At 63.1% G+C, this 19,339-nt stretch carries 16 protein-coding genes; 9 read left to right on the forward strand and 7 right to left on the reverse strand.

What is annotated here, in order from left to right:
* Both pta and QP305_RS03510 read left to right on the forward strand, forming a co-directional pair.
* Window positions 1-1,459: phosphate acetyltransferase (gene pta / locus QP305_RS03505; protein WP_434736384.1), on the forward strand; the 1,459-nt coding region annotated here is incomplete at its 5' end.
* A gap of 130 nt (window positions 1,460-1,589) precedes the next feature.
* The gene (locus tag QP305_RS03510) at window positions 1,590-2,765 is read left to right on the forward strand and encodes an acetate/propionate family kinase (RefSeq protein WP_284904033.1); all 1,176 of its coding nucleotides are present in this window, start codon (window positions 1,590-1,592) and stop codon (window positions 2,763-2,765) included.
* 102 nt (window positions 2,766-2,867) lie between these two features.
* Here QP305_RS03510 and QP305_RS03515 read toward each other — a convergent pair whose 3' ends face one another.
* From QP305_RS03515 to QP305_RS03530, 4 genes are read right to left on the reverse strand one after another with little or no spacing between them, the layout of a single operon-like run.
* Window positions 2,868-4,811 (reverse strand): FAD-binding protein, encoded by a 1,944-nt coding sequence (locus tag QP305_RS03515; RefSeq protein ID WP_284904035.1) that lies wholly within the window; start codon window positions 4,809-4,811, stop codon window positions 2,868-2,870.
* Between the two features lie 39 nt (window positions 4,812-4,850).
* The gene (locus QP305_RS03520) at window positions 4,851-5,300 is read right to left on the reverse strand and encodes a hypothetical protein (protein WP_284904036.1); all 450 of its coding nucleotides are present in this window, start codon (window positions 5,298-5,300) and stop codon (window positions 4,851-4,853) included.
* Window positions 5,301-7,001: a sodium:solute symporter family protein gene (locus QP305_RS03525; RefSeq protein ID WP_284904037.1), complete on the reverse strand. Its 1,701-nt coding sequence runs from the start codon at window positions 6,999-7,001 to the stop codon at window positions 5,301-5,303.
* Window positions 7,002-7,003: 2 nt separating this feature from the next.
* Window positions 7,004-8,023 (reverse strand): Gfo/Idh/MocA family protein, encoded by a 1,020-nt coding sequence (locus QP305_RS03530; RefSeq protein WP_284904038.1) that lies wholly within the window; start codon window positions 8,021-8,023, stop codon window positions 7,004-7,006.
* A gap of 141 nt (window positions 8,024-8,164) precedes the next feature.
* Between QP305_RS03530 and QP305_RS03535 the strand changes: the two genes are divergently transcribed.
* The 6 genes from QP305_RS03535 (at window position 8,165) to QP305_RS03560 (ending at window position 14,130) form a co-directional block, all read left to right on the forward strand.
* The gene (locus tag QP305_RS03535) at window positions 8,165-8,533 is read left to right on the forward strand and encodes a GntR family transcriptional regulator (RefSeq protein ID WP_026428239.1); all 369 of its coding nucleotides are present in this window, start codon (window positions 8,165-8,167) and stop codon (window positions 8,531-8,533) included.
* A complete protein-coding gene (locus QP305_RS03540) occupies window positions 8,530-9,363 on the forward strand; it encodes an ATP-binding cassette domain-containing protein (RefSeq protein ID WP_284904039.1) in 834 nt (277 codons plus the stop codon). The genes QP305_RS03535 and QP305_RS03540 overlap by 4 nt, the downstream gene beginning before the upstream one ends.
* Window positions 9,356-10,261 (forward strand): hypothetical protein, encoded by a 906-nt coding sequence (locus QP305_RS03545; protein WP_284904040.1) that lies wholly within the window; start codon window positions 9,356-9,358, stop codon window positions 10,259-10,261. Before QP305_RS03540 ends, QP305_RS03545 begins: the two co-directional genes overlap by 8 nt.
* Window positions 10,262-10,362: 101 nt before the next feature.
* Window positions 10,363-11,502 (forward strand): alanine dehydrogenase, encoded by a 1,140-nt coding sequence (gene ald, locus QP305_RS03550; RefSeq protein WP_284904041.1) that lies wholly within the window; start codon window positions 10,363-10,365, stop codon window positions 11,500-11,502.
* A 4-nt stretch (window positions 11,503-11,506) separates the two neighbouring features.
* The gene (locus QP305_RS03555) at window positions 11,507-13,702 is read left to right on the forward strand and encodes an NAD(+) synthase (RefSeq protein ID WP_284904042.1); all 2,196 of its coding nucleotides are present in this window, start codon (window positions 11,507-11,509) and stop codon (window positions 13,700-13,702) included.
* The gene (locus QP305_RS03560; RefSeq protein WP_284904043.1) at window positions 13,699-14,130 is read left to right on the forward strand and encodes a GNAT family N-acetyltransferase; all 432 of its coding nucleotides are present in this window, start codon (window positions 13,699-13,701) and stop codon (window positions 14,128-14,130) included. The genes QP305_RS03555 and QP305_RS03560 overlap by 4 nt, the downstream gene beginning before the upstream one ends.
* Before the next feature lie 25 nt (window positions 14,131-14,155).
* Here QP305_RS03560 and QP305_RS03565 read toward each other — a convergent pair whose 3' ends face one another.
* Together QP305_RS03565 and QP305_RS03570 are read right to left on the reverse strand one after the other, a co-directional pair.
* Complete coding sequence (locus QP305_RS03565; RefSeq protein WP_284904044.1) at window positions 14,156-15,271, reverse strand: GuaB3 family IMP dehydrogenase-related protein; 1,116 nt, start codon at window positions 15,269-15,271, stop codon at window positions 14,156-14,158.
* A 118-nt stretch (window positions 15,272-15,389) separates the two neighbouring features.
* Complete coding sequence (locus QP305_RS03570) at window positions 15,390-16,643, reverse strand: lipid II:glycine glycyltransferase FemX (RefSeq protein WP_284904045.1); 1,254 nt, start codon at window positions 16,641-16,643, stop codon at window positions 15,390-15,392.
* 241 nt (window positions 16,644-16,884) lie between these two features.
* On the opposite strand from QP305_RS03570, the gene QP305_RS03575 reads away from it, so the two are divergent.
* The gene (locus QP305_RS03575) at window positions 16,885-17,571 is read left to right on the forward strand and encodes an exonuclease domain-containing protein (protein ID WP_434736385.1); all 687 of its coding nucleotides are present in this window, start codon (window positions 16,885-16,887) and stop codon (window positions 17,569-17,571) included.
* Between the two features lie 220 nt (window positions 17,572-17,791).
* On the opposite strand, the gene guaB is transcribed toward QP305_RS03575, so the two are convergent.
* Window positions 17,792-19,300, reverse strand: a complete 1,509-nt coding sequence (guaB, locus tag QP305_RS03580) for an IMP dehydrogenase (RefSeq protein ID WP_026428247.1) — start codon at window positions 19,298-19,300, stop codon at window positions 17,792-17,794.
* Window positions 19,301-19,339: the final 39 nt, after the last annotated feature.

Raw genomic sequence — 19,339 nt, forward strand, 5'->3', positions numbered from 1 at the left:
GGTTGGCCGCGGCGAGGATCGCGATATTGCTTGGGGTTCGAGCCGGCAGGCCTACGTGGCTGACGAAGAAGAAGCCACGACCCAGCTGGTGAATCGCTACACCGATTACGCCCAGAATTTCGATGCGGTTCTCATTCTCGGCATTCTGGATGGGGATCCGATTAATCCCGGGATGCTTTCGCGTACCGGCCGTACCATCGCCAACCTGGGCACCACCGGCATCGTCGCCGTGTCGGCGGCGCAGCGCAGCGCCGCGCAGGTGGAGGTTGTTGCCCAGCTTTCCGCGAAGGAGATCGCGGATCGGTACGGCACCCTGAGCGCACTCATTGTTATTGACGCTGATGAAAGCGTCCCCACTACCATGCGTGACCTGGGCATTCCTACTATTTACCTCCCCGATGGTGAGGCGCGTTCCTTCAGTGACGCGGATCGGGCCACCCTCGTTGCCGCGATGGAAGAGGAATCCTCGGTTATTACCCCGCTGTCCTTCCAGGCTTCCCTGGCGGCCCGGGCTCGCAAGGCAAAGAAGCGCATCGTTATGCCGGAGGCCGAAGATGACCGCATTTTGCTGGCCACCGCCCAGATTCTGGCCCGCGATATCGCGGATATTACCCTGGTTGGGGACAAGGACGAGGTCCTCGCCCGCGCCGCTGAGCTTGGCGTGGATGTCTCCGGCGCGGAAATTATTTCGATTGATGATCCGGAGCGGGTGCGCCGCTACGCGGAGAAGTTCGCCGAGTTGCGCGCTAAGAAGGGCGTGACCTACGAGCAGGCCGTGGAGAAGATGAAGGATCCTTCCTACTACGGCACCATGATGGTGTACATGGGCGACGCTGATGGCATGGTTTCGGGCGCGAACCACACCACCGCGAATACCATTGTTCCCTCCTTCCAAACCATCAAGATGAAGCCCGGCACGAAGACGGTTTCCGGCGCCTTCCTCATGCTCATGGATGATCGCGTCTACGTGTACGCCGATTGCGCGGTCAATACCAATCCCACCCCGGAAGAGCTGGCCGGTATCGCTATTGATTCGGCCCGCACCGCCCAGCAATTCGGTATTGAGCCGCGCGTGGCCATGCTTTCCTACTCTTCGGGTACCTCCGGTAAGGGCCCGGATGTGGATGCGGTGCGCGAAGCCACGGAGCTCGCGAAGAGCCTGGCCCCCGAGGGCGTGCTTATTGACGGCCCGCTCCAGTATGACGCTTCGGTGGATGCCGCGGCCGCGAAGAAGAAGCTGCCGGATTCCCCGGTGGCCGGCCGCGCCACGGTTTTCGTTTTCCCGAATCTGAATGCCGGCAATATTGGCTACAAGGCCGTGCAGCGTTCTTCGGGCGCGGTGGCCGTGGGCCCGGTGCTCCAGGGCCTGAATAAGCCGGTGAATGATCTTTCCCGCGGCGCGCTCGTGGAGGATATCGTCAATACCGTGGCGATTACCGCGATCCAGGCGCAGGAATAACCCGTAGTAACCGGAAACAACCTGCAATTCGCGGGAATCCGCAGGCATGAGCCGGAACAACCCGTATCCGGCATTACACTGAAGTTATAGGGGTGGGCCTCCACCCGGTCACAGACACAAGGAGATCATTTTGTCCGTTCTCGTAATTAATTCCGGCTCCTCCTCGATCAAGTACAAGGTCGTGGATCCCGAATCGGGTGAGGAACTCGCCTCGGGCCTCGTGGAGCAGATTGGTCTGCCCTCCGGTCACGTCAAGCACGAACACGGCGAGGACGTGCGCGAATGGGAAGGCCCCATTCCCAACCACGAAGTCGGTATGGAGAAGGTGCTCGAGTTCTTCGACGCCGCCGGCCCGTCCCTGCATGATGGTTCCATTCGCGCCGTCGGGCATCGCGTGGTCCAGGGTGGTAAGTACTTCGATGGCCCGGCTCTTATTACCGATGCGGTGCGCCAGAAGATCGAAGAGCTCCAGCCGCTCGGCCCGCTGCACAACCCGCCGGCCCTGGAGGGCATCAAGGTGGCGCAGCGCCTGCTGCCGAATGTCCCGCACGTGGCGGTTTTCGATACGGCGTTCTTCCAGAGCCTTCCGGAAGAGGCGGCGCGTTACGGCCTCAACCGCGAGATTGCCGATAAGTATGAGATCCGCCGCTACGGAGCGCACGGTACGTCGCACCAGTATGTTTCTGGTGAGGTAGCGAAGATCCTGGGTCGCGATGATCTCAAGCAGATCGTGCTGCATATCGGTAACGGAGCTTCGGTATCCGCGGTGGATTCGGGCCGCGCGGTGGAGACCTCCATGGGCCTGACCCCGCTGGAGGGCCTCGTTATGGGTGGGCGCACCGGCGATATTGATCCGGCTGCCGTTTTCCACCTGGCTCGCCAGGCGAAGATGTCCATTGATGAGATCGATAAGCTCTTCAACCGCCAGTCCGGTATGGCCGGTCTGACCGGCTCCTCCGATCTGCGCGATGTGCACGCGATGGTGGAGAAGGGTGATAAGAACGCGAAGGAAGCGGTGGATATTTACGTCCATCGCATCGTCAAGTACATCGGTTCTTACACCGCGATTCTTGGCGGCCTGGATGCCCTGACCTTCACCGCCGGCGTGGGTGAGAATGACGATATCATCCGCAAGGAAGTCCTTGATCGCCTGGCTCCCTTCGGTGTCAAGTACGATGCCGAAAAGAACGCCACGCGCTCGAAGAACGCGCGGGAGATCTCCACGGAGGATTCCACGGTGCATGTGCTCGTGGTTCCCACCAATGAGGAGCTGGCCATCGCCCAGCAGGCTATGACGCTCGTCTAAGCCCGCGCCCGTTATTTTCGGGTACGACGACGCAGTGGGGGGGAGTAACCGTTCCGGTTGCTCCCCCACTCATTGGGCTATGTGGTGATTGAGGAGTGATTGCTAGTCGAGCCTGGCACCCATATCCGGGGCCGGGGCTGCAACCCGCTTCCGGATGAGGGTAATGAGCTCGGGAAGCACCGTGTAGAGGTCTCCGACGATTCCGTAATCGCAGAATTCGAACATTTCCGCTTCGGGATCATTATTGATCACCACGATGACGCCGGAATCCGTGACTCCCGCGGTGTGATGCGGCTGGCCGGAAATACCGATGGCGATATACAAATCCGGGGCGATAACCGTACCCGAAAGCCCCACGTAGGAATCACGCGGGAGCCAGGCATCCCCTTCGGCCAGCGGGCGGGTTGCGCCTTCCGCGGCATCGAGCACCTCGGCGAGTTCGTGGAAGAGCCGCAGGTCCTCCTTGGCGGCGAAACCGCGGCCGGCACCGACCACCCGCGTGGCGGTGGCCAAGCGCCGCTCGGACACATCTTCCGATTCGGCTGCCGTGATCCGCGCCGGCGCTATCGCGCCGGCCGGGGCTGCCACCTCGGATACCGGGGTGCTGCCAGAGCTAAGCGCACGTCCGGTACCCGCTGCACCGCCAGCACCCGCAGCTCCAGCACAAGCCGCCGTACCGGGAAGCGAACCGATCACGCCCACGAAGGTCACTCCCGCGCGCGCGTAGGTTTCCAGGGAGATAGCACCGAAACGCCCGCTGACCACGTGCTCGGCGCTGACTTCGCGCACGTCGGTGAGGATGGGCCAGCCGCGCCGGCCGGCGATCTCCCCGCCCAGCGCGCGTTCGCTTGGCTCATTGGGAACCAGCACAATATCCCCGGGCTGGGCATCCACGAGCTCCGTGAGCGCCGCGCTCAGGGCCTCGGCCGGCACATCACTCGGGTGCGTGATGACCTGCACGCTGGTGGCATCCGGGAACGCGGGCAGCTGCACGCTGTCACGCCCTGCTTCACCCTCGGGAACGAGGGCGATCACATGAACCGCGTCGTAGCGGCGCAGGGCCGGGAGGAAGGGCGAAATAGTGGCGCCAGCGCTAATAATCCACACCGCGTGCTCCGGAGCAGAACCGGTGGCGGAAGAAGCTTCCGCGCCCGAAGTACCAGCGGCGTGAGGGGCGGCGTCGTCGCCAGAAATAACGGGGGCGCCGGTGCTCGCGTTGCTAGAGATGCCGGTGCTAGAGATTCCGGCGGCGGAACCAGAAACACCCGTGGAACCGGCATTCGGCAGCAGGCCGCGCCGATCCAAGATCCCGACGAGTTCAGCCACGGCGCCGGGACCGTCGAGGATTTGGTGGAGGCGGCGCTGGACGGGCGGAACCGCGCGGGCGATGGGGTCGAGGGTGCGCCCTTCCATATCGCCGAGGTCGGCGGCGGTGAGGAGCTGTGCGGGTTTCTTGGCGGCGTCGAGGATATCTTTCATGGCCGGGACTTTGACGGCCGCGGCGTCGGAGGTGACCGCGATGACCACCGGGCCGGCCACGCGCACCTCGCGGCGCTGCCCGCCGGTGTGCTGGGTGAGGAGAAGCTCCTCACCTTCGGTGCGGATCGCGGAAACATCCTGGAAAGACGGCCAGCCCAGCGCCCCGGCGATCACGCCGGAGACCATTTTCGAGCCTTCGTCGGTGGAACCCGGGCCGGTGATAAGCGCAGTAATAGTGCCATCGCGCTGCACCACCCGCGCCAGCGCTTCGCCCACCGCGGTGGAATTCCAGCTGAGGGTGGCATCATCACTCACCACGAGCAGGCGGTCCGGGCCTTTGGACAGCGCGTTTTTGCGCAGCGCCGGGGTGCCGATGGAGGCGGGGCCCAGGGTGATGCCCACGACCTCGGTGCCCAGGGAGTCGCCGAGTTCCCGCGCTGCCCGCATGGCAACGGCGTCGTCGTCGCTAATGGAGAGGCGCGCGCCGCTCCAATCCACCACACCGGAATCCAGAACGTGCGCTGAACGTGGATCGCCGGCAATTTTGTAGGCAACCGCAATGGTCATAAGTGTCCCCTGACGTAGGCGTTAGGCTTGCACATAATCTTAGCTCTCCCGCGGCGCGGTGGGCTGCTCGGGGTCCGGCCTCCCCGCGGCGGGCTCCACGAAGGATTGGTTCGACGACGCTGCACCCGGCTGCGCGGGCCCATCCTGCGCATCCTCATCGGACAGGCGCGAGCCGAGGGCTTCGGAAAGCACCTGCGGGGCGGCGGCGCTGCGGCCGGCGAAGAAGAGCGCCACGATAATCATGGCCAGGCCGGTCCAGAGGTTGAGGTTGATGCCCGCAGCTTTGGCCAGGTCCTCCTCGGTCACGAAGAAGAGCCCGTAGCCGGCCAGCATCGTGCCGAATACGCCGAACATAATGGCGATCCAGGTGCGCAGGTCGAAAAGCGAGAGTCGCCCGAGGCGCGCCTCGGGGAGGTGCGGCGCGGGCGCCGAAGCTGGCGCGGCGCTCCGCCGCGCTGCGTCGTCGTTCATAGACTCGTATCCCTTCATTTACAGCACCACATTGAGGATCGTGCACACCGCGAGCACCGCGATACCCAGCGGCACCGGTTCTTCCCACCAGTGCAGTTTTTCGCCGGTGAGGGCGCGTTCGCGGGCTTCGGCCACCCGGGCTTCGTGCAGTTTCGGAGCCGGCCGGGCGCCCTTAATATCCATCTTGACACGCCCCCACACCAGGCCGTCGAGTTCCTCGATGGGCTTGGGGCGCGTGATCTTCGTGACGAGCACCGACACGATGAAGTCGGCAATAAAAGCAACACCGGAAGCCGTGAAGGAAGCCGCCTGGGAAGAGTTAAAGTCCAGCAAGCCATTCGCGTAACCCAGCTGGATAAACCCGGCACCGGCCGCGCCGGCCACCAGGCCCCACAGCCCGGCCTGCGGGCTCATGCGCGCCCAGAACATTCCCATAATGAAAGTGGCGAAAAGCGGGGCGTTGAAAATGGACTGCAACATCTGGGTGTAGTCCTGGATATTGGAGAATTCCGCCGCGATAAAAGCCGCCCCGATGGCGATAAGCACCCCGATAATCGTCAGGCGCCGCCCGATTTTAATGTAGTAGGTGTCCTTGCGGCCCGGGCGCACATACGTTTCCCAAATATCGTAGGTCACCACGGTATTGAAAGAGGAAACATTCGCCGCCATCCCGGCCATAAAGGCCGCGATCAGCCCGGCCAAGGCCATGCCCAGCAGGCCGTGCGGAAGCACCTCCCCCATAAGCGCCGGGAAGGCTTCGTTATGGGTGATCTCGCCCGTGTGCAGCTGCGGGATAAGAACTGCGGCGATCAGCCCGGGCACAATAATAATGAGCGGCAAGAACATTTTCGGGATCGCCGCGAGGATCGGGGTCAGGCGCGCAGAACGCATATCTTTGGCGGACAGCGCGCGCTGCACCTCGGTGAAATTCGTGGTCCAGTACCCAAAGGAATTCACGAAGCCCATCCCCAGCAGCAGCGCGATCCAATTGCCGTACGGGTTCGTGGTATTCCCCAGCCCGGTTCCGCCCCACACATCCAGGCCGTTCGGGCCGAGCACCTGGGTTTCGTTGAGGGCGTTCACCAGCCCGGCCGGCCCGCCCACCCGCGCCAGCCCGGCGATGGTGAGCGGGGTGAGCACCGCAACGATGAGCAGGAATTGCAGCACCTCGTTGTACATGGTGGCGGTGAGCCCGCCCATCACCGTGTAGACCAGCACCACGCCGGCCGCGATAATAATCGAGGCCCACAGCGGCACCCCGATAAGCACATTAATGAGGAGCGCCAGGGCGAAAAGATTGATGCCGGCCACCAGGATGGTCGCCACCGAGAAAATCACCGATTGGTAGAGGTGGGTGGGCCGATCAAAACGCAAACGCAGGTATTCGGGAACCGAACGCACCCGCGAGCCGTAATAGAAGGGCATCATAATGAGCCCGAGGAAAACCATGGCCGGCACCGCGCCGATCCAGTAGTAATGCACCGTGGGCAGGCCGTATTGGGAACCGGAGGCCGCCATCCCGATGAGTTCTACCGCCCCGATATTCGCGGAGAGGAAAGCCAGCGCGCAGATCCACGCCGGCAGCGAGCGCCCGGAAAGGAAAAAATCCTCCGAGGTGTTGATTTTGCGCCGGGTGACCACGCCGATGACGAGGACCAGCACCAGGTAGAGCACCACGAAGCTGTAGTCGAAAGCGCTCGCGTCGAGCCGCAAATCCATGTTTAGCCCTCAATTTCGGCCAGGGATACCACGCGGTGCTCGCGTTGCGATAACCGCACGGCTTCCGCGATGCGCAGGGAGGCGACGGCGTCGTCCACCGTGGCGGGAATCTCCCCGCGGCCCGCAACCACCTCCAAAAACGCCTCGATTTCGCGTTCGTAGCAGGCGGCGAAGCGAGCGATGAAATCCACCCAGGCGGATTCCTCCGGATAGGAAACCCCATCTTCAAGGGAGCGCACGGGGAGTTTGTTATCGAAGCCGACCGCGAGGGTCTGCTCGGTGCCGTGCAGCTCCATGCGCACGTCATAACCGTGGCCGTTGAAGCGCGAGGATTGCGCGGTGGCGAGCACATCGCCTTCCATGCGCAGCACCGCTGCTGTTTCGCACACGTCTCCGAAATCGCGGAAATCGGCCAGGCCCAGATCGGTGCCGAAAGCCATGACCTCGGTGACTTCGCGCCCGGTGACCCAGCGCAGCATATCGAAATCGTGGATGAGGCAGTCGATGTAAATTCCGCCCGAGGCTGCCAGGAATTCGCGGGCGGCCGGGGCCTGGTCCATGGTCCCCATGCTCAGGCGGCGCAGCTGGCCCAGGCTTTTTTCGCGCACCGCCGCGCGGGCTCGGGTGTAGGCGGTATCGAAGCGGCGCTGGAAGCCAACCTGGATGCGGGCTCCGCGTGCGCGGGCGGCCTCGCGCACTTTCAGCGTCGAGGCCAGCGAGGTGGATACCGGCTTCTCGGTGAACATAGGAATGCCCAGCTCCATGCCGCGCAGCAGCTGTTCGGCGTGCACATCCGTGGGGCTGGTGAGGACGAGGGCGTCCAGGGTGGTGTCCGTGAGGGTGGCCTCCACGCTGGCTTCACTGATGCGGGCGCGAGTTGCAGCCTCACCTTCCAGTTCGGAAACGACGGCGGCACTGCGCTCAGGTTTCGGTTCGGCAATAACAAGTTCATCAACACGGTGGGCGAGAATGCGCGCGTGCATCAGCCCGGCGCGGCCCGCTCCCAGTAAACCAATTTTCAACAGGGATTCCTTCCAAACGTGTCATTAGCCTAGATCAATTCCCCCGAGCCGTGCGAGATGTGAGTCACACCTCATAGGACTTGCGGCAGAGTCGGTTCTATGGTTCATTAGTTATGTAACTAACCAAGGAGGGAGGGCGTGATGGAGTTCAGTTCAGCGGTGCCGATCTATGTGCAGCTGGCCGAGGATCTGCGTCGTCGTATTCTCTCCGGCGAACTCGGGCCCGGAGAAAAGGTCATGTCTACCACCGAATACGCCGCTACCTACCGCATTAATCCCGCCACGGCAAACAAAGCTTTTTCCCTCCTCGTGGAGGAAGGAATCCTGGAAAAACGCCGCGGCATCGGCATGTTCGTAACCGCGGGCGCGCAGGCAGCCCTGCGTGAGCGCGGGCGTGCCACCTACCTGAGTGACACCCTCGCCCCGGCACTCGCCGCGGGCCGGGCGCTCGGGCTCAGCCCCGCGGAAATATCCGCACTCGTCTCGACCTATTGGGAGGAGAACCAATGATTAGCATCGAGAACCTGAGTTTCAGCTACCGGCGCGGGACTCGCGCCCTCGATGATCTCAGCGTGGAGATCGGCCACGACACCATCACCGGCCTTTTCGGCCGCAACGGCTCGGGCAAATCCACGCTCGGGATGCTCATCGCCGGGCTCCTCCCGATTCGGCGCTCCCGCGGGCGCGCCGCGGGAAGCATTTTTATTGACGGGCACCCGGTGGATGAAAACCCGGAGGTCATGCCGGGGGTGGCCTATATTCCGGCCCGCGTGGAGGTGATTTCCGGTTCGCCCCTCGCCATGACGATGGATCTGTGGCGCATGGCCCGCCCCACCTGGGATGAGGATTTCGCCCGGGAGCTTTTCGAGCTTTTTGAGCTGGATCCCGCCCGCGTGATTGACGGGCTATCCGTGGGGCAGCGCTCCACATTTTCCGCGATTCTGGGCCTGGCATCGCGCTGCCCCATCACCATTTTCGATGAGGTGCACCTGGGTATGGACGCGGTGATGCGCGAGCTGTTCTACCGGGTTTTGCTCAGTGATTTCGCCGAGCACCCCCGCACCATCATCCTCTCCTCCCACCTGCTCGAGGAGGTGGAGAATCTGGTGGATACCGTGGTGTTCCTGCACCGCGGGAACCTGCTGGAAGCCGGGGATGCCGATGAGGTTCGCGCGCGCCATTCCACGGATAGCCTCGCGTCCCTCACCGATGTTTTAGTTACGACGACGCTCTCCCCCGCCCAGCGCGCCCGCCTGGCACAACCGCTGGGCGCGCAGGCGCCCCGGGCCGGAAGCACGGAAACTTCCACCCGCACTCAGATTGGAGTCGATCATGATTAAGCTGTATCGCCGCGCGAACGCTCTTATCTACCTCGCGGCGCGCCGCGCGATTGGGCGGCGCGGGCCTTTCTCCTATTTTTATCGCAGTTTCTGGCTGATTGCGGGCTGTTTCCTGGTGGTGACAACGCTGCTGCTTCCCTTCACAAATATCGAGCCAGATCTGCCTATTGGAGGTATCGATAATCCCATTCTCAACTGGATTATGTGGGCTTGGTTTGTGCTGAGCGGGAGCCTCATGTTCGGTGGGGCGATATGTACCCTCTCCATGCGGGCGCATCTGCAAGCGGGGAGCACGCGGCGGCAATTCTTCAGCAACCTGACGCGCAGCGCCGCGCGGATGAGCGCCGAATACCTGGCGGTTACCGCCGTGATTATCCTCGTGGTGCTCACCATTGTGCGCCGCCCGGATGGTTCCTGGGCTCTGGATGCCGCGTTTTCCCCAGAAGGTACCGCCATGCGATCGGGCAGTGTGTGGTTCATGTTCCTACCTACCTGGCTCTGCTGTATGGCCTTGTTCTTCGGGGCGGTGCTGGTGACCACCTTCCTGCTGCGCTGGTCGCTGAGCACGGTGGTACTGGCTGTCGCGGTGGTTATCGCTTTCTTCGCCGGGCTCTCCCTGCTCGGATACCTCATCGGGGTGACCGGGCTAGGTGGATTTATCTCCCGGCTCTGGAATCCCCATTGGGAAACCTTCTGCACCTGGGCCGCCCGCACCGGCACCGATTTCGCGCACTGGGTGGGGCGGGTGAGTGACTCGACCGGCTTCACGGATTTCCTTACCGCCAATCAGGGCTTCATCGGGCTACTTGCCTTCTCCCTGATCTTCGGCACCTGCGCGGTGATCGCCTGGGCGCTGGCGCGGCGTTCCACCGGGCGGCTCCATCTGCTGCGGCTCTAACTGGGAGCGGGACCTCGCTGCGGGGCGCGCAGTGGCGCGGCCCGCAGCGCCGTCGTCGTACTACCTAGGAGCAGCGCGCACGCGCGCCGTAGACTATGCACATGATTATTGGCGTTCCCACAGAATTGAAGAATAACGAATACCGGGTCGCGCTCACCCCGGCCGGTGCGCGCGAACTGGCCGCGGCCGGGCACACCGTCCTGGTGCAGGCCGGAGCCGGGGCAGCCTCCGGATGCGCCGACGCCGCCTACGCCGCCGCCGGGGCCCGTATCTGCCCGGACGCAGCCGAGGTGTGGGGCGCCGATGCGGTTCTCAAAGTCAAGGAACCCGAAGCGGAAGAATACGGGTATTTGCGCGACGACCTGGTGCTTTTCACCTATTTGCACCTGGCTTCCCAGCCGAAGCTCGCCCGCGCGCTCCTGGATGCCGGCACCACCGCCATCGCCTATGAAACCGTGCGGGAACGGAAAGCGCTGCCGCTGCTCGCGCCCATGAGCCGGGTGGCCGGAAAACTCGCACCCATCGTGGGCTCGCATTACCTCCTCGACGCGCAGGGCGGGGCCGGGATTCTTATCGGCGGGGTGGCCGGAACCCGCAAGGGCAAAGTGACCGTGATCGGCGCGGGGATCGCCGGGGAATCCGCCGCGGTTATGGCCGCCGGGATGGGCGCGAACGTAACGATTCTGGATATTAATATCGAGCGGCTCGCCCAGCTGGAAATGCGCCACGCCGGGATGCTCACCACCCTGGCCTCCACCGCGCAGACCATCGAGGAACAGGTGGCGGATGCCGATCTGGTGATCGGCACGGTGCTGGTGCCGGGTTCGCCCACCCCCAAGCTGGTGACTTCCGCGATGGTGGAAGGGATGCGCCCGGGCAGCGTGCTTGTTGATATTGCTATTGACCAGGGCGGATGCTTCGAGGATTCCCATCCCACCACCCATGATGAGCCCACGTTCACCGTGGACGGCAAGATTTTCTATTGCGTGGCGAATATGCCCGGTGCGGTTCCGCGCACCTCCACGGAAGCTTTGACGACGGCGACACTCCCCTACGTGGTGCGCTTGGCCGCCCAGGGGTGGCGCGCGGCCGCCAGCGCGGATCCCGGTTTCGCTAGCGGCGTGAATATTAGCGGCGGCAAAATCACCCACCGCGGGGTTTTTGATTCGCTGAGCGGGGCGCTGGGGCTGCCCGAATCTGAGTTTGACGATTCCTGCGTGTCGCAGGCAATGGCAGACTAGACCCATGAGCGATTTCTCCTCGATTTACAGTCACGGTTACGTGCGCGTGGCCGCCTGCTCCCCGGAAGTGGTGGTGGCCGATCCGCAGCGCAACGCCCAGGCCATTATTGCGGCCGCCCGGGTGGTGAGTGCGCGGGGTGCGGTACTGGCCGTGTTCCCGGAGCTGAGCCTCACCGGGTATTCCGCGGAGGATCTGTTCCTCCAGGATGCGCTGCTGGGCGCCACCCTGGAAGCCCTGGAAACCGTGCGGGCAGCCAGTGCGGAATTCGATGCGGCCCTTATTGTGGGAGCGCCGCTGCACTGGCGCAACCGCCTCTATAATTGCGCGGTTGTGCTCCACCACGGGAATGTGCTGGGCGTGGTGCCCAAGTCCTATATCCCCAACTACCGGGAGTTTTACGAAAAGCGGCATTTCGCTTCCGGGGCGGGGCTGCGCAATGCGGATATTGAACTGCCCGGGGTGCGCACGGATGCGCCGTGGAGCACCGGGCTTAGCGAGGAGCAGCGGGCCGAATTCGCACAAACCGAGGAAGCCTGGGCCTATACGCTGGGGCGGGATACCGTTCCCTTCGGGCCGGATCTGATTTTCTCCGCCAGTGATATTCCCGGTTTTGATTTCCACGTGGAGATCTGTGAGGACATGTGGGTGCCTATCCCGCCCTCGGCGCGCGCGGCCCTGGCCGGGGCGCAGGTGCTCGTCAATCTTTCCGGCTCCCCGGTCACGGTGGGCCGTGAAGATGACCGCGATCTGCTGATCCGCGGAGCTTCGGCACGCTGCGCGGCCGCCTATATCTACGCGGCGAATGGCGAATGGGAATCCTCCACGGATCTGGCCTGGGATGGCCAAACCGTCATCTATGAATGCGGGGAGAAAATCGCGGCCGGGCAGCGTTTTTCGGCCGGTCACAGCGCCACCCTGGGTGATATTGACCTGGATCGTATCCGCCAGGAACGCCAGCGCAACGGCTCCTTTAATGACAATGCGCTCACCCAGGGCACCGAGCGCGATGCGTATACCAACCCGGGCACGGATTCCTTCCGCACCATTCATTTCACCGCCGGCATCCCGGATATGAGCGCGCTTGGCGCCGCGGAGCAGCGCCTGCACCGCGAAGTGGTACGTTTCCCCTTCATGGGCGGCAGCGAACGCAATCCGGATCGTGATTGCTTCGAAGCTTTCTCCATCCAGGTGTACGCGCTCATCACCCGGCTGCGGGCCACCGGCTCCGCCAAGCTGATTATCGGGGTATCCGGCGGGCTGGATTCCACGCACGCCCTACTGGTGGCTTGCCGGGCCATGGATCTTCTGGAGCGCCCGCGCGCGGATATCCTCGCCTATACTCTGCCCGGTTTCGCTACTTCCCAGCACACCAAGAACAATGCCTATGCGCTATGCGAGGCCTTGGGTGTTCCGCTGGAGGAGATTGATATTCGCCCGGCGGCCCGGCAGATGCTGGCCGATATGGGCCATCCTTTCGCGGATGGCGAGCCGGTCTATGACCTCACTTTTGAGAATGTGCAGGCCGGGCTGCGCACGGATTACCTGTTCCGGCTGGCCGGTTTCCACGGCGGTATCGTGCTGGGCACCGGAGATCTTTCCGAGCTCGCCCTCGGGTGGTGCACCTTCGGGGTGGGTGACCATATGAGTCACTACAACGTGAATGCCGGGATGCCGAAAACCTTTATGCAGCACGTGCTGCGGTGGATGGCTCGCCAGGACTTCCTAGCCGGCGCGGCGGCGCAGGCTCTCACGGATATTCTCAATACTGAGATTTCCCCGGAGCTGGTTCCCGCGGATGCCGGTGGGGCGCTGCAATCCACCCAGGAGAAAATCGGCCCCTACGAACTCCAGGATTTCACCCTTTACTTCGCCTTGCGTTACGGTTTCCTGCCCTCGAAAATTGCTTTCCTGGCCCGGGAAGCCTGGGGGGATGCTTCCCGCGGTTTCTGGCCGGAAGGTATTGAGGGGGATGCTCGCCACGCCTATAGTCTGGCGGAGATCAAGAAATGGATGGAGCTGTTCTACCGCCGGTTCTTCTCCCAGCAATTCAAACGTTCCACTCTCCCCAACGGCCCGAAGATCCTTTCGGGTGGCTCGCTTTCCCCGCGCGGGGATTGGCGCATGCCGTCCGATGCCACCAGCCGGGTGTGGCTGGCCGATCTGGAGAATATCCCCGATATCCCAACGGAGGACACATGATTTCCCTGCAAGAAAATGTGACCGAGGATTTCCTGGCTGCCTGCCAGCGCCTCATCCCGCAGCTTTCTTCGAGCAGCGCTCCGCTTTCGCGCGGTGCTGCGGAGGAATTGCTCGCCCAGCCCGGGGTGTACCAATTGGTGTACCGGGTGGAGGAAGGTGCCCCGATCCTCGGGATGCTCACCCTCGTCACCTTCCAGATTCCCACCGGCACCCGGGCCTGGATTGAAGACGTAGTGGTCGACGACGCCGCCCGCGGCCACGGCGCCGGCCAGCAACTCGTGGAAGCCGCCGTGGTGTACGCGGCGAAGCTCGGCGTGAAATCGGTGGATTTGACTTCGCGGCCCAGCCGGGAAGCCGCGAACCGGCTCTACCGGCGTTGCGGTTTCGAAGCGCGGGATACCAACGTGTATCGGTATCACGCGCAGTAAAAGCAGTGCGCGGTAGCGAGCGCGCCTAGCGCCGGGTGACCACCAGCTGGGCGCGCTGGAATTCCTTGCAATCGGAGTAGCCATTAGCGGCCATCGCGTGGCGCAAGGCCCCCATAATATTGGTGTGCCCGCGGGCGCTCGAGGTGGGGCCCACCAGGATTTCTTCCAGTGTGCCAGCGGTGCCCACATAAACGCGTTCCCCGCGCGGGAGGCGCGGGTGGCGGGCTTCGGGGCCCCAATGCCAGCCACGCCCGGGTGCTTCGCTTGCCCGCGCCAGGATAGTTCCGAGCATCACACCGTCTGCCCCGCAAGCCAGGGCTTTAATGAGATCCCCGGAGCTGCCCACCGAGCCGTCCGCGATCACATGAACGTAGCGCCCGCCCGATTCGTCGAGGTAGTCCCGGCGGGCGGCCGCGATATCGGCTATCGTCGTCGCCATCGGGGCAGCGATCCCCACGGTACGTAACGTCGCAGAAGCGGCCCCTCCCCCGTAACCGGCCAGCACCCCGGCCGCGCCGGTACGCATAAGGTGGAGCGCGCTCTGGTAGGTGACCGCGCCGCCCACCAGCACCGGAATATCAAGATCGTAAATAAGGCCGCGCAGGTTGAGCGGTTCGCGGGTGGTAGATACATGCTCGGCGCTCACCGTGGTGCCGCGGATGACCAGGAGGTCCAGGCCGGCATCGGCGGCCGGCGGCACAATTTCTTTCGCGTGGCCCGGCGAACAGGCCCCGGCCACGGTAATTCCGGCGGCCCGCAGCTGCGCCACCCGGTAGCGCACCAGGCCGGTATCGATGGAGCGCTCGGCGTAGATCTGCTGGAGGCGCGCGGTGGCGGATTCGGCAGGCAGGGCGGCGATTTCTTCGTATAGCGGGGTGGGATCCTCGTAGCGGGTCCACAGGCCCTCAAGGTCCGCCACGCCCAATCCCCCGGCCCGCCCCAGGCGGATCATCATATCCGGGGAAGCCACCGAATCCATGGGTGCGCTGAGTACCGGAATATCGAGGTGGTAGGCGTCCAGCTGCCAGGCAGTGGAGACTTCGCGAACGTCCCGGGTGCGCCGGGTGGGCACAATTGCGACGTCGTCAAAGGTATAAGCTATCCGCGCGCGTTTGCCGCGCCCAATCTCGATTTCGCTCACGCTCTCCACTTTACCGGCAAAGAAAGGCGCGCGACCGGGCCGCGGTGCACATCCGCGCGGCTTAGGTAGTGGAGCGCGGGGCCGCAGCCCCGATTCACCCGGCTACAGCGTCACGCTCCTACCTCGTTTCCGCACCTAGCACGCGGGCGAGGAAGCGCGGCGCGAACGTCTTTTCGTAGGTGCCTACAAATTCCTCGACCTGCCCGTTGAGCCAGCGCTTGAAAGCGAGGATATTGGCATCGGCCGCATCCTCGGAAAAGTCCCCGGAAATCCCGAACGTATTGTAGATATCCAGGCCCTCGTCGCAAGCGTATTTGAACATAGCACGTTCAACCGGGTAGTCGCGCGCGTAGGCGGAGAGCGTTTTATCCATCCCGCCCAGCAGCAAAATGAGTTCGGAACCGACCCGGAATCCGAGCGCCGCGTTGAAGGGAATCTCCGCGTCGCCGCGCTCGGCCAGGGTTTCGCGCGCCATCTCTTCCTGACCGTCAAGCACCTCCAGGCGCTGAGCGGTCTGCTCAAGTTCACGATCCCGCGCTTTAGTTTCTTTGCGCCCGCGCAGTACCTCAATCCGCTCATGTACCTCCGCGCGTTCGGCTGCGATCTGGTCGAGGTAGCGGCGCGGGGACACATAGGCCACCGCGAGCAGCGCGCGTTCGGGGCCCATTTCCGCCATGAGGTCGCGGTAGAAACGCACCGCGGAGGCCGAGAGCTCCGGCATTCCGTCGGTGCGGTCCCGGGTGCTCGCGTAGAGCTGCGCGAATACCTCGAAATCTTCCGGCCCGAGGAAACGGGTCTGCACCCCGTAGCGGTTTTCGTTATTGAAACGACGACGCAGCCCCTTGGCAAGGGTGGCTTTGGCTTCTTCGAAGTTCATCCCGGAGATGGTTTTGGTGTAAATCCAGCGCAGCTGAATATCGGAGCGTTCCCCGAATTCATAAGGAAGGTGGCGCCAGCCATCGCGTTCCAAAGCGTGGGAGACCGCGCCAGCCACCGGGTTATCTTCCAGGGGCGTAATATCCGTGTACCAGCGGCGCGCCAAAATCGGGTTAATCCGAGCGGTGAGCAGGCGCGGCTGGGAAGCGAAATGCCGGTTGAGCCCGCTGAAGAAAGCGGAAACAACCTCGCTGCGGCTCCAATCTAAGGTGGGCCCGTAGGCGAGGGAAGCCCGGGTGAAAATCTTTTTCCAGGGTTGGTACATAATGAGACCGGCCCCGCAAATCGTGCCGGTGGCATCGCGCACGCCCACGTATTCCACCCGGTAGCCTTCGGCCTGGCGCACCCGCCCGTAGCTCACCGTTTGGGAGAGGAAACACCGTTGAGCGTTCATATATGCTTCATATTCATTTTCTGAGAGCACCGCAAAGTCCATAGCTTCCCTTTCGCGCCACGGCGGTGAGCTGCACAAACCGCCCCGACCTTTTCCGAACTGACCCAGGCTGTTACCTTGCCTCGCAGAATTTTACCGAGTCTTCATTAAAGTAACTTAAGCTGATTTAAACCTGGGAACGCACCGCGGGTCTTTTGGGACCAATTTTTGTGTCGTAGGGGCGGATTAGACTACGAAGCACCAGCACAGGAGCGCGGCGCGGGCCGCGGAAAGGATGGGAACCGTGTGGACCACGCTGCCGCTTATCGGCTTTGATACAGAAACAACCGGGGTAGATCCCCGGCGTGATCGCCTCGTCACCTGCTCGCTCGTGCGGGTGGATAGTGAGGGAACCTCGCGGCGGTATTGGCTGGCTGATCCCGGGGTGGATATTCCGGAAGCCGCCAGCCAGGTACATGGCATTACTACGGAGCAAGCCCGCGCGGAGGGCCGCCCCATCGCGGAAGTGCTCGGTGAGATCGCGGATATTTTGGGGGCGCAACTAGCAGCCGGCCAGCCGGTGGTGGCTTTTAATGCCTCCTATGATTTCACCCTGCTCGAAAGTGAGCTGGCCCGCCACGGGCTCCCCACCCTCAGCCAGCGCCTGGGTGGTGAGATTTTCCCGGTTATCGATCCTTACCTGCTGGATCGCGGGGTGGATCGCTACCGCAAGGGGAAGCGCCGCCTGGAAAACCTCGTCATGCACTACGGGGTATTCCAGGATGATTCTTTCCATAATGCGGAAGCGGATGTAGTGGCAACACTGCGGGTACTCGGTGCCATGTTGGAGAAATTCCCCCAGCTGCGGGAAAAGGAGCTGCGGGAAATCGTGGATATTCAGATCGGGGCCGAACGCGAATTCCAAGAGTTTTTGCGCGAAGTAGGCCGCTCGGATGGTCCCAAGGAAGGCTGGCCCGTCCCGCGCTCATAGTGCTCACGGGTCGCGTTGTTGGTCCGGATGGGCGAACCCGACCGGACCACGCATCATCCGGTACCCGCATAAGCTCAGCCACGCGGGAGCCGGGCTGCGGCGTCGTACCTTCCGGCACATAGCGAAAGGCCGGGAACGCACTCTTACGTTCCCGGCCCTCACTACCACCCCAGCCCTACCGCTCACGGCAACGGGCTAAAGGAGGTATGAGTATGAATATTTAGGACTTGAGCCCGGAGTAATTCGGGGCTTCTACGGTCATTTCCACATCGTGGGGATGCGATTCCTTGAGGCCGGCGCCGGTCATGCGGACCATGCGGCCCTTTTCCTTCAGCTCGGCAATGGTGGAGGCACCCGAGTAGAACATGGTCTGGCCCAGGCCGCCCACCAGTTCGTAGAGCACGGAGGCCAGCGGGCCGCGGAAGGGAATCTGGCCTTCGATGCCTTCCGGAATGAGCTTGGCATCGGAGGTAACGTCGGCCTGGAAGTAGCGGTCCTTGGAATAGGACTTCTTGCCGCGCGAACTCATCGCGCCCAGGGAACCCATGCCGCGGAAGTGCTTGTACTGCTTGCCGTTCACGAAAATAACCTCGCCGGGCGTTTCTACGCAGCCAGCCAGGAGTGAACCGAGCATCACGGTATCCGCGCCGGCCACGATGGCCTTGCCGATGTCGCCGGACCAGTGCAGGCCGCCGTCCGCGATCAGCGGGATCCCGGCGGGCTTGCAGGCGCGCGCCGCATCAACAATCGCGGTCACCTGCGGTACGCCCACGCCGGCCACCACGCGGGTGGTGCAGATGGACCCGGGGCCCACCCCGACCTTGACCGCGTCCACCCCGGCGTCGATGAGTGCCTGGGCGCCGGACCGGGTAGCGATATTGCCGCCGATAATCTCCACGCCATCGAAACCGGAATCGGCACGCAGGCGGCGAATCATATCGAGGGCGAGCTTCGCTTCCCCGTTCGCCGAATCGATCACGAGCACGTCCACGCCAGCATCGGCAAGCATCCCGGCCCGCTCCCACGAATCGGTCAGGTAGCCAACGCCCGCACCCACGAGGAGGCGGCCCTGGGAATCCTTGGAAGCATTGGGGTACTGCTGGGTTTTGACGAAATCCTTGACGGTGATAAGGCCGGTGAGGCGCCCATCCTCATCAATAAGGGGCAGCTTTTCAATCCGGTGGCTCTTGAGGAGCGCGCGGGCATCCGCGCGGGACACACCCGTGGGCGCGGTCACCAGCGGCATGCGGGTCATCACGTCCTCAACCCGGGTGGTGGCGTACTCATCTTCCGGAACGAAACGCAAATCACGGTTGGTAATAATGCCGAGCAGGTGCTTCTGCTCATCCACAACGGGAAGGCCAGACACGCGATACTGCCCGCACAGGGCATCGAGCTGGGCAATCGTGGCATTCGGGGCTACGGTCACCGGATCGGTGATCATGCCGGATTCGGAACGTTTGACCTCGCGAACTTGCTGGGCCTGATCTTCCGGGGAAAGATTGCGGTGAATAATCCCAATACCGCCCTGGCGTGCCATCGCAACAGCCATATCGCGCTCCGTGACCGTATCCATGGCCGCGGAAGCCATGGGGGTTTTCAGCACAATATTGCGGGTCAGGTGGGAAGAGGTATCGACTTCGGAAGGAATAACATCAGTTGGTTGCGGAACAAGCAACACATCGTCATAGGTTAGAGCAAGAGGAGCAAAATCGTTCACGAAATCCATTTTCCCATGTTATCGCGCCAAGCTGATAACTCCAATGTG

Origin of the sequence: Actinotignum timonense (assembly GCF_030216305.1) — a bacterium.
Classification (GTDB): domain Bacteria; phylum Actinomycetota; class Actinomycetes; order Actinomycetales; family Actinomycetaceae; genus Actinotignum; species Actinotignum timonense_A.

Excerpts from the sequence above, each read along its gene's own strand:
- QP305_RS03515 (WP_284904035.1), bottom strand. The coding sequence starts at position 4,811 with ATGACCATTGCGGTTGCCTACAAAATTGCCGGCGATCCACGTTCAGCG.
- QP305_RS03520 (WP_284904036.1), bottom strand. The coding sequence starts at position 5,300 with ATGAAGGGATACGAGTCTATGAACGACGACGCAGCGCGGCGGAGCGCC.
- QP305_RS03525 (WP_284904037.1), bottom strand. The coding sequence starts at position 7,001 with ATGGATTTGCGGCTCGACGCGAGCGCTTTCGACTACAGCTTCGTGGTG.
- QP305_RS03535 (WP_026428239.1), top strand. The coding sequence starts at position 8,165 with ATGGAGTTCAGTTCAGCGGTGCCGATCTATGTGCAGCTGGCCGAGGAT.
- QP305_RS03540 (WP_284904039.1), top strand. The coding sequence starts at position 8,530 with ATGATTAGCATCGAGAACCTGAGTTTCAGCTACCGGCGCGGGACTCGC.
- QP305_RS03545 (WP_284904040.1), top strand. The coding sequence starts at position 9,356 with ATGATTAAGCTGTATCGCCGCGCGAACGCTCTTATCTACCTCGCGGCG.
- ald (WP_284904041.1), top strand. The coding sequence starts at position 10,363 with ATGATTATTGGCGTTCCCACAGAATTGAAGAATAACGAATACCGGGTC.
- QP305_RS03555 (WP_284904042.1), top strand. The coding sequence starts at position 11,507 with ATGAGCGATTTCTCCTCGATTTACAGTCACGGTTACGTGCGCGTGGCC.
- QP305_RS03560 (WP_284904043.1), top strand. The coding sequence starts at position 13,699 with ATGATTTCCCTGCAAGAAAATGTGACCGAGGATTTCCTGGCTGCCTGC.
- QP305_RS03570 (WP_284904045.1), bottom strand. The coding sequence starts at position 16,643 with ATGGACTTTGCGGTGCTCTCAGAAAATGAATATGAAGCATATATGAAC.
- guaB (WP_026428247.1), bottom strand. The coding sequence starts at position 19,300 with ATGGATTTCGTGAACGATTTTGCTCCTCTTGCTCTAACCTATGACGAT.